Raw genomic sequence first — 7,332 nt, forward strand, 5'->3', positions numbered from 1 at the left:
GCGGAACACGGCGCGGGGCGGCGCGCGCGGGCCAAATAAAGAATATAAAGCGCAGCGTGAGAAGTGGTCAAACGGGGGAACGGCCAGCCGCAGAGGCGCCTGCGACGCAGCCACTTCGCCCAGCGAGCACGGCGCGAGCAGGGATGCTTCGACTCGCGCTTCGCGCTCGCTCACCATGACACCGATAAAGTGTGGCAATGGCGGGTTGGCTGACAGTAGGGATGCTTCGACTCGCGCTTCGCGCTCGCTCAGCATGACACCGATAAAGTGTGGCAATGGCGGGTTGGCTGACGGCAGGGATGCTTCGACTCGCGCTTCGCACTCGCTCAGCATGACACCGATAAAATGTGGCAATGGCGGGTTGGCTGACAGTGCTGAACGATGAAGTGGTGGCGTGCCGGTTGTGTCCGCGGCTGGTGGAGTATCGGGAGCGGGTGGCGCGGGAGAAGCGGCGGGCGTACATCGAGCAGGAATACTGGGGCAAGCCGGTGCCGGGATTCGGCGATCCGAAGGCGCGCGTGCTGGTGCTGGGGCTGGCGCCGGGAGCGCACGGGTCGAACCGAACGGGGCGTCCGTTCACGGGTGATGGCTCGGGCAACTTCATGTATCCGGTGCTGCATGAGACGGGGTTCGCGTCGCAGGCTGCGGCGACGCATCGCGGCGACGGCCTGGAGCTGCGCGATCTGTACATCACGGCGACGGTGCGCTGCGCGCCTCCGGCGAACAAGCCGACGCCGGCGGAGATTGCGGCATGCGCGCCGTTTCTCGATCGCGAGCTGGCGGGGCTTGGAAACGTGCGGGTGGTGGTTGCGCTGGGGAAGATCGGGTTCGACGCGTACCTGGATTACGCGAAACGGCGCGGCGTGATCGAGCGGAAAAGCGCGTACAAGTTCGGGCACGGGGCGGAGTACATGCTGCCGGATGGGCGCGCGCTGCTGGCTTCGTATCACCCGTCGCAGCAGAACACGCTGACGGGGAAGCTGACGCGGGAGATGTTTGTGAAGATTTTCCGGCGGGCGCGGGCGCTGGCTGAACCGCGGAGACGCGGAGGGGCGGAGAAAAGCGCAGGAACCATATTTCACCGCGGATGAACGCCGATGACGCGGATCATTCTTGTTCGATCGAGCTCTTGTTCGACCGAGTTCCGATCAGCGTTCATCCGCGTTGATCCGCGGTGCGTCGTTTCTGGCGTTCACCAGGCGGTTGATTTCGATGATGGCGATCCATTGGCCGCCGCGGGATTCCTGCCAGGTGAGGCGGCCGGCGAGGACCTGGGCGGCGAGTGCGGGCGGCAGGTCGCGGTGGTAGTCGAACCAGCGCTGGTGCGCGCGCCGCCAGAATTCCCAGCGATCGAGCAGTGAGCCGCGCGGCGGTTCGTACTTGGTGGAGAAGACGAGGGCGACGTCCCAGTCGTTGCGCTGCGCGGCGGCTTCGAGCTCTTCCAGGGTGAAGTTTTCGATCCGCAGCACGCGTGCCGGCCAGGGAACGTAGCCGAGATAGGGGCGGGTGAGCTCGTCGGAGGCGGGCCAGGCAGTGAGGACGCGGGGATTGTAGTTCGGCCTTTGGAAATGGCGCGCTGCGTCCTCGTGGAGGACGACGAAGTCGCGCCAGGCGAGGTTGTCTTCCGGGGCAAAGCGGTAGGGCGGATTGACGAAGAGGGCGAGGACGAAGCAGGCCGCGACGAGGGCGATGGCCGCGGGCCAGTACGGCAGGCGGCGCCATAAAGTGGAGACACAGATCAGGATCACCAGCGGGACCACGGGAAGCATGTAGCGGGCGAGGAGCGCGCCGCCGACGAGCGAAAACGCAACGACGTGGGCGAGGATGACGGCGGCGAAAGCGAATTGCGTGGGGATGGCGATGCGTGGACGCTCGGAATCCTCAGCCTCCGCCAAAGGATGGCGGAAGGGTGAGATCCCCGCTTGCCTGGACTCCGAAGGCGCCGGCGGGAACATCATGGCCAGCGCAGTGGCGATGGTCAGGACGTAGAGGTTCATGTGTCCGAGGGCGTGCCAGAGGCGCTGCGGCAGGGCGAAAAGAAAGCGCGCGGGCGAGAGTGTCGCGCCCAGGTTGTAGCTGGTGAAGGCGGGGTCGCCGAAGAGATGTCCGGTGTGGAGGCGGACATAGAGGAGCCAGAGGGCGAGTGGGAGGAGTGGAAACAGGAGGGCTGCGTAGTCGGCGAGCGGGCTACCTGAGGGTTTGTCGGGGTGCGGGCTGTCGTTACCCCGCGATCGCGCCGGTGAGGAGCGAGGCGCGAACGTGGGGCACCAACGATTCGATATTGCTTCCCAGAGAAGTATGGCGAGGGGCGTGATGATGGCCGTTTCTTTGGCGAGGACGGCGAGGGAGAAGAAGACGGCGGAGCGGAAGCGCACAGTTCCGAAGTAAGAATCGAGGCCCCAGAAGATGAGCGCTGCGACGGCCATGTCGAGTTGCGCCATCGCGGACTGCGAAAAGAAAACTGGATAGACGGCGGTGAGGGCGACGGTGGCGAACGCGACCGTGTCATTCGAAATGCGGCGTGCGAGTGCGAACAGGCCGGTGAGGGCGAGCGCGGCCCATGCCAGCATGACAATGCGCGTGGCGACTGGGGAGAACCTTGTCAGCTTCCAGGCAAGCGCGATGGAAGCAGGAACCAACGGCGGATGCGCGCTGGCGGCCACCGAATGCGGAAGCAGGCTGCCGATGAGGAGCAGATCGCGCGCGGCGGGGATGTAGTAGCCGGCTTCGTCCCAGAAGTAGGGAAGGGAGAGCAGTGGGGCGTGGAGTGCGATGAGGACGCTGCAGAGGGCGAGCGTGAGCGGAAGACTCTTCTTCAAATCAATTCAGTTTCCGGCGTGGCGAGTATATCGCTCCCGATCGCGCCTTCCTCGCGTTGCTCGGTCGGCGCGATTCTCATTCCAGGTGCTCTAAACGGCACGGCTGAAGCCGTGCCCCTTCAAAACCCGATCGACGCGCTTGGCAAGAGACACGCTCAGTGCACCGGCCCGGCGGCCATGCGCGGGTCGAGCTTGATTTCGCCGAAGGCCTGCTCGTAGTTCACCATGTTCTGCTGGAGCACGGCGAGCAGCGCCTTGGCCTGCTGCGGGCTGAGGTAGATGCCCTGAAAGTTGCGCACCTCAACCTGGGTCTCGCTTTGCGGTTGCAGCGTGCCGAAGACGAGAAAGAAGTCCCACACGTTGACGCGCACCTGCACGCTGTTGGCGTAGGACTCGCGGTAATCGGCGGCGTTGGTGAGCTTGATTTCCGGCTGTCCAGGGATGTTCATGATGCGGACAGCATAAATGAAAACGGAAGGTTTGAACCGCGGAGGCGCGGAGGAAATCTTTCTCGGTCATGGAAGGGGCCAGCTTGACGCGAACATCGAGTGTGGCCGAGAAGCCTGGAGCGGGACGGAAGGGATGAACGGCGTCGGGGTCCGTCGGCCGCGAAGGGCGCGACCTCAGGATGACCCGGGAGGAACGTCCGGGGCGGGTTGGCGACGGGCGAGGGCGCCCGTCGGTGCATCGTAACGGAGTGGTGGCCAGCTCGCGGACGACGAGGCGTCCGCGCCGCATGGTCCGTGGTAGGTGGTGCGAAAGGGGGGACTCGAACCCCCACGGGGGTTACCCGCCAGATCCTAAGTCTGGTGCGTCTGCCAATTCCGCCACTTTCGCACGGGTCAATGATAGGGCAGTTCGTCGCGCAATGGCGAGCGCGGCGAACCTGTGTCGTCCCTGGCAAGGTTTCACGTTTCTTGTTTCATGTTTCACGAAAAACAGCGGGGCCGCGCGAGTACGATAGTTTTGGGCAGGGATAGATGATCAAACTCAGCGAAAAGGCGGGGCGGATACAGCAGTCGGAGATCCGCATCATGTCGGTGGAGTCCGAGCGGGTGGGCGGGGTGAACCTGGCGCAGGGGATCTGCGACACCGAGGTGCCGGAGCCGGTGCGGCGCGAGGCGCATGCCTCGATCGAGCGCGGGCAGAACCAGTACACGCGGCTGGACGGGATCGGCGAACTGCGGCAGGCGATTGCGGCGAAGATGCGCCGCTACAACCGCGTGGAGTGCGATGCGGAGAGCGAGATCGTGGTCACGGTCGGGTCGACGGGCGGGTTTTACTCGGCGTGCCTGGCGGTGCTGAATCCCGGCGACGAGGTAATCCTGTTCGAGCCGTTTTACGGCTACCACCTGCACACGCTGGAGATCGTGGGCGCGAAGCCGGTGTTCGTTACGCTGCGGGCGCCGGACTGGAGGTTTGCCGCATCGGACCTGGAGCGTCTGATCACGCCGCGGACGAAAGCCATCGTGGTGAACTCGCCGGCCAATCCCTCGGGCAAAGTGTTCACGCGCGAGGAGCTGGGCTGGGTGGCGGAGACGGCGGCGCGGCACGACCTGTTCGTGATCACCGACGAGATTTACGAGTACTTCCTCTACGACGGGCGCGAACATGTGAGCGCGGCGTCGTTGCCCGGCATGCGCGAGCGGACGATCACGATTTCGGGATTCTCGAAGACCTTCAGCATTACCGGATGGCGCGTGGGGTATGCGGTGTGCGCGGAGCGGTGGGCTTACGCGATCGGATACTTCAGCGACCTGGCGTATATATGCGCGCCGTCGCCGTTCCAGCGGGCCGTGGCGGCGGGGTTGAACGAGCTGGGCCCGGGGTTCTATCAGGCGCTGCAGGCCGAGTACGCGCACAAGCGCGAGCTGTTGTGCTCGACGCTGGCGGAGGTGGGGCTGACGCCTTCGGTTCCGGACGGGGCCTACTACGTTCTGGCGGATGCGACTGCGCTGCCGGGCACGACGAGCAAGCAGAAGGCGATGGCGCTGCTGGCGGAGACGGGCGTGGCGGCGGTGCCGGGCGCGAGCTTCTACCATGATGACGCGGGGGAGAATTTATTGCGGTTCTGCTTTGCGAAGACGGGTTCAGACCTGGAAGAGGCGTGCAGGCGGCTGCGGCGGTTGTGATTGGGCGTAAAGGGGAAGAGGGCGGAAGTTCAAGCTTTACGTTGAAGATTTCCGCTGTCGGCGGTTTCGCCAGCCGCGCGGGCGGTGGCCCGCGTCCACACGGTCCGTGGTCGCAGACTACGGCCAACACGATAGACGACGAGGTGGCGGAGGGTGGCGCCGGCCGCGACACGCGGCGATATCTGGAGGCCTCTTACGGGGCGTCGGTTCCTGGACGTCGCTTACTGAACCTGGGTGAGGCCGTTGTAGACCCATATCCCCGCGATCACGAGGATCAGCAGGCCCGACGCGGCGCCAAAGAAGCGCACGAACGGGGTGACGCGCTCCATCTTGCGGGTGTTCTCCAGTTGCTCTTCGCGCATGTGGGACTCAGCCTCATCGAGGAAAAGCTGATCGTCCTCATGGATGGCGAGGGTGCTGCGATAGATGAGCAGGATTACCAGAACGGTGGTGAGGCCGGCCCAGGCTATCAGTAGCATCGTCAAGGGGGACATGTGTCACCTCAGCTTGAGATCGTAGCCGGTCCCGCGTATCGGAGGGCCCGGCTGGTGGTTAGACGGCCAGCCGCCGGGTCGCGGTATGGGGGCCTGAGCAAAATTATAGACCTATAAGCAGAGCTGGGAGTCAAGAATTCCGGTCCAAACCGCGGGTCCGGGAGGGTGAGTCGGCAGGGGCGGATGTAACATCTAAAGACTTAGCGGGCGGCAGCCGTGGTTATTGAGCAAGATACGCGCGGCAGTGCCGCGGGAAACGTTTGTTATAATCCGTCCTGGCAGAGGAGAACACATGTCGACAACGACTCAAACCACACCCAGCACACCGCAAGCGCCGGTGAAGAAGGCGCCGCCGATCACCCTGACGCCGACGGCGATTGCCAAGGTGAAGGAGATCATGGGGCAGCAGAATCCGGTCCCGGCTGGACTGCGCGTGGGCGTGGTCGGCGGCGGCTGCTCGGGCTTTTCGTACTCGATGAGCTTCGAGAACGCGGCCGGACTGATGGACAAGACCTACGAGTTCGACGGGCTGAAGGTGTTCGTGGACGCGACCTCGGTGTCGTATCTGCAGGGCGCGCAGATTGATTACGTGGAGACGCTGGAAGCGGCCGGGTTCAAATTCGAGAATCCGAACGTGAAGAGCACGTGCGGATGCGGTTCGTCGTTCAGCGTGTAGGGGATTTGGTTTTGGGAAGGCGCGGCCACGGCCGCGCCTTTTCTGTTGGCGCGCGTTTTGCCTCGTTTCCGTGGTGGGCGCTGTCGTAGGCCCCCAACGTTAGCGCCGCCAGGAATGCAGCGCGAACGTGGGGCACGGTCGCGTCCACACGGTTCCGTGGTGGCGTGCCGACGGGCGAGGGCGCCCGTCGCTACAACGTGGAGGGTGGAGACGCAGCAAGCCAGGTCTCTACTGCGGTTTGGTTGGTTGCTGCGGCGTGCCGGGGCCCGTCCCGCCGGGGCCGGTGACGGGTTGGGCGCCGGGGCCGCGCTGCTGGCCGCCCTGTTGTTGCTGCGCGGCCGCGGCGGCGAGGGCCTGCGTATCGAAGCGCGGATCGTAGGTGAATTCCCACTCGTTGTAGTGCTTGTGGCCGTCCATTTCCTTCAAGGATTCTTGATCGCTGTTGCTGGAGACGCCCATGATGGGCGCGCCGCCGAACGTGCGTCCGGTGGCGCTGCCGGATGACGACGAGCCGGGCTGTCCTGCGGCGCCTTGGGTGGCGGTGGCGGGATTGGCGCCGGTGGCCCCAAGGATGCCGGCGGTACCGAAGGGATTGCCGACCGGCGTTCCGGGCGTGGAACCGAGATTGACGCCGGGCTGGCCGGCGTCGGCGATGGTGAAGGTCTTGGGGATGATCCTGGCTTCGCCGAGATGGATGATGCGCCACTGGTCGGAATTGGCGATGGGATCTTTGTAGCGCTTGCGCAGGAAGCGGACCTGATTGGTGTTTTCCAGTTCCTCGAGACGGGCGGGATAGCGTCCGGTCTTGCGGTAGAAGCGCTTGATGGCGCGGGCGTACTGCGTGCCGCGGTGCATCATTTCCTCTTCGCGGTCGCGGCGGATCTGGGTGGCGATGGCGGGAGCGATAGCGACGGCGGCGATCATCATGATGACCATCATGAGCATGATGACGAGCAGGACGTAGCCCGACTGCCGGGAACGGCGGCGGGTGCGGCGGAGTTTCGAGTTGCGAGTTTCGAGTTTCAAGTTAAGACCAAACGCAAAATCAAAAGCGAACCGCAAAGGGCACGAAGGCTAGAAGCCATCTCATAAATGTCTCAGCAGGACCAGAACGCACGCGAGCTGAACCATGCCGAGGAAGTTGGCCGCGTGGTACTCCCAGCGGGTGACCACGCGGCGATAGTTATGCAACCAGGCGAACAAACGCTCGA

Annotated in this window: 8 protein-coding genes and 1 tRNA gene; 3 read left to right on the forward strand and 6 right to left on the reverse strand. The window is 64.5% G+C overall.

What is annotated here, in order from left to right:
• The first annotated feature begins 353 nt into the window (after window positions 1-353).
• Window positions 354-1,091 carry a uracil-DNA glycosylase gene (locus VFA60_14455; GenBank protein ID HZQ92992.1) on the forward strand — a complete coding sequence of 246 codons (738 nt, stop codon included), beginning with the start codon at window positions 354-356 and terminating at the stop codon, window positions 1,089-1,091.
• 57 nt (window positions 1,092-1,148) lie between these two features.
• Here the strand turns inward: VFA60_14455 and VFA60_14460 are convergent, their stop codons facing one another.
• From VFA60_14460 to VFA60_14470, 3 genes are all read right to left on the reverse strand, one after another.
• A complete protein-coding gene (locus VFA60_14460) occupies window positions 1,149-2,819 on the reverse strand; it encodes a glycosyltransferase family 39 protein (GenBank protein HZQ92993.1) in 1,671 nt (556 codons plus the stop codon).
• A 155-nt stretch (window positions 2,820-2,974) separates the two neighbouring features.
• The gene (locus VFA60_14465; GenBank protein ID HZQ92994.1) at window positions 2,975-3,268 is read right to left on the reverse strand and encodes a DUF3467 domain-containing protein; all 294 of its coding nucleotides are present in this window, start codon (window positions 3,266-3,268) and stop codon (window positions 2,975-2,977) included.
• A 302-nt stretch (window positions 3,269-3,570) separates the two neighbouring features.
• Window positions 3,571-3,656, reverse strand: a tRNA-Leu gene (locus tag VFA60_14470).
• 143 nt (window positions 3,657-3,799) lie between these two features.
• Between VFA60_14470 and VFA60_14475 the strand changes: the two genes are divergently transcribed.
• A complete protein-coding gene (locus tag VFA60_14475) occupies window positions 3,800-4,951 on the forward strand; it encodes a pyridoxal phosphate-dependent aminotransferase (GenBank protein HZQ92995.1) in 1,152 nt (383 codons plus the stop codon).
• A 221-nt stretch (window positions 4,952-5,172) separates the two neighbouring features.
• Here the strand turns inward: VFA60_14475 and VFA60_14480 are convergent, their stop codons facing one another.
• On the reverse strand, window positions 5,173-5,430 hold the full coding sequence (locus VFA60_14480) for a hypothetical protein (protein ID HZQ92996.1): 258 nt from the start codon (window positions 5,428-5,430) through the stop codon (window positions 5,173-5,175).
• Between the two features lie 307 nt (window positions 5,431-5,737).
• Between VFA60_14480 and VFA60_14485 the strand changes: the two genes are divergently transcribed.
• The gene (locus tag VFA60_14485; GenBank protein ID HZQ92997.1) at window positions 5,738-6,121 is read left to right on the forward strand and encodes an iron-sulfur cluster assembly accessory protein; all 384 of its coding nucleotides are present in this window, start codon (window positions 5,738-5,740) and stop codon (window positions 6,119-6,121) included.
• 228 nt (window positions 6,122-6,349) lie between these two features.
• Here VFA60_14485 and VFA60_14490 read toward each other — a convergent pair whose 3' ends face one another.
• The gene (locus VFA60_14490) at window positions 6,350-7,147 is read right to left on the reverse strand and encodes a hypothetical protein (GenBank protein HZQ92998.1); all 798 of its coding nucleotides are present in this window, start codon (window positions 7,145-7,147) and stop codon (window positions 6,350-6,352) included.
• A gap of 60 nt (window positions 7,148-7,207) precedes the next feature.
• Window positions 7,208-7,332, reverse strand: a 125-nt coding sequence (locus tag VFA60_14495) for an IS5/IS1182 family transposase (protein HZQ92999.1), incomplete at its 5' end; no start/stop codon positions are given.

This window comes from Terriglobales bacterium (assembly GCA_035651995.1).
Lineage (GTDB): Bacteria > Acidobacteriota > Terriglobia > Terriglobales > Acidobacteriaceae > DASRER01.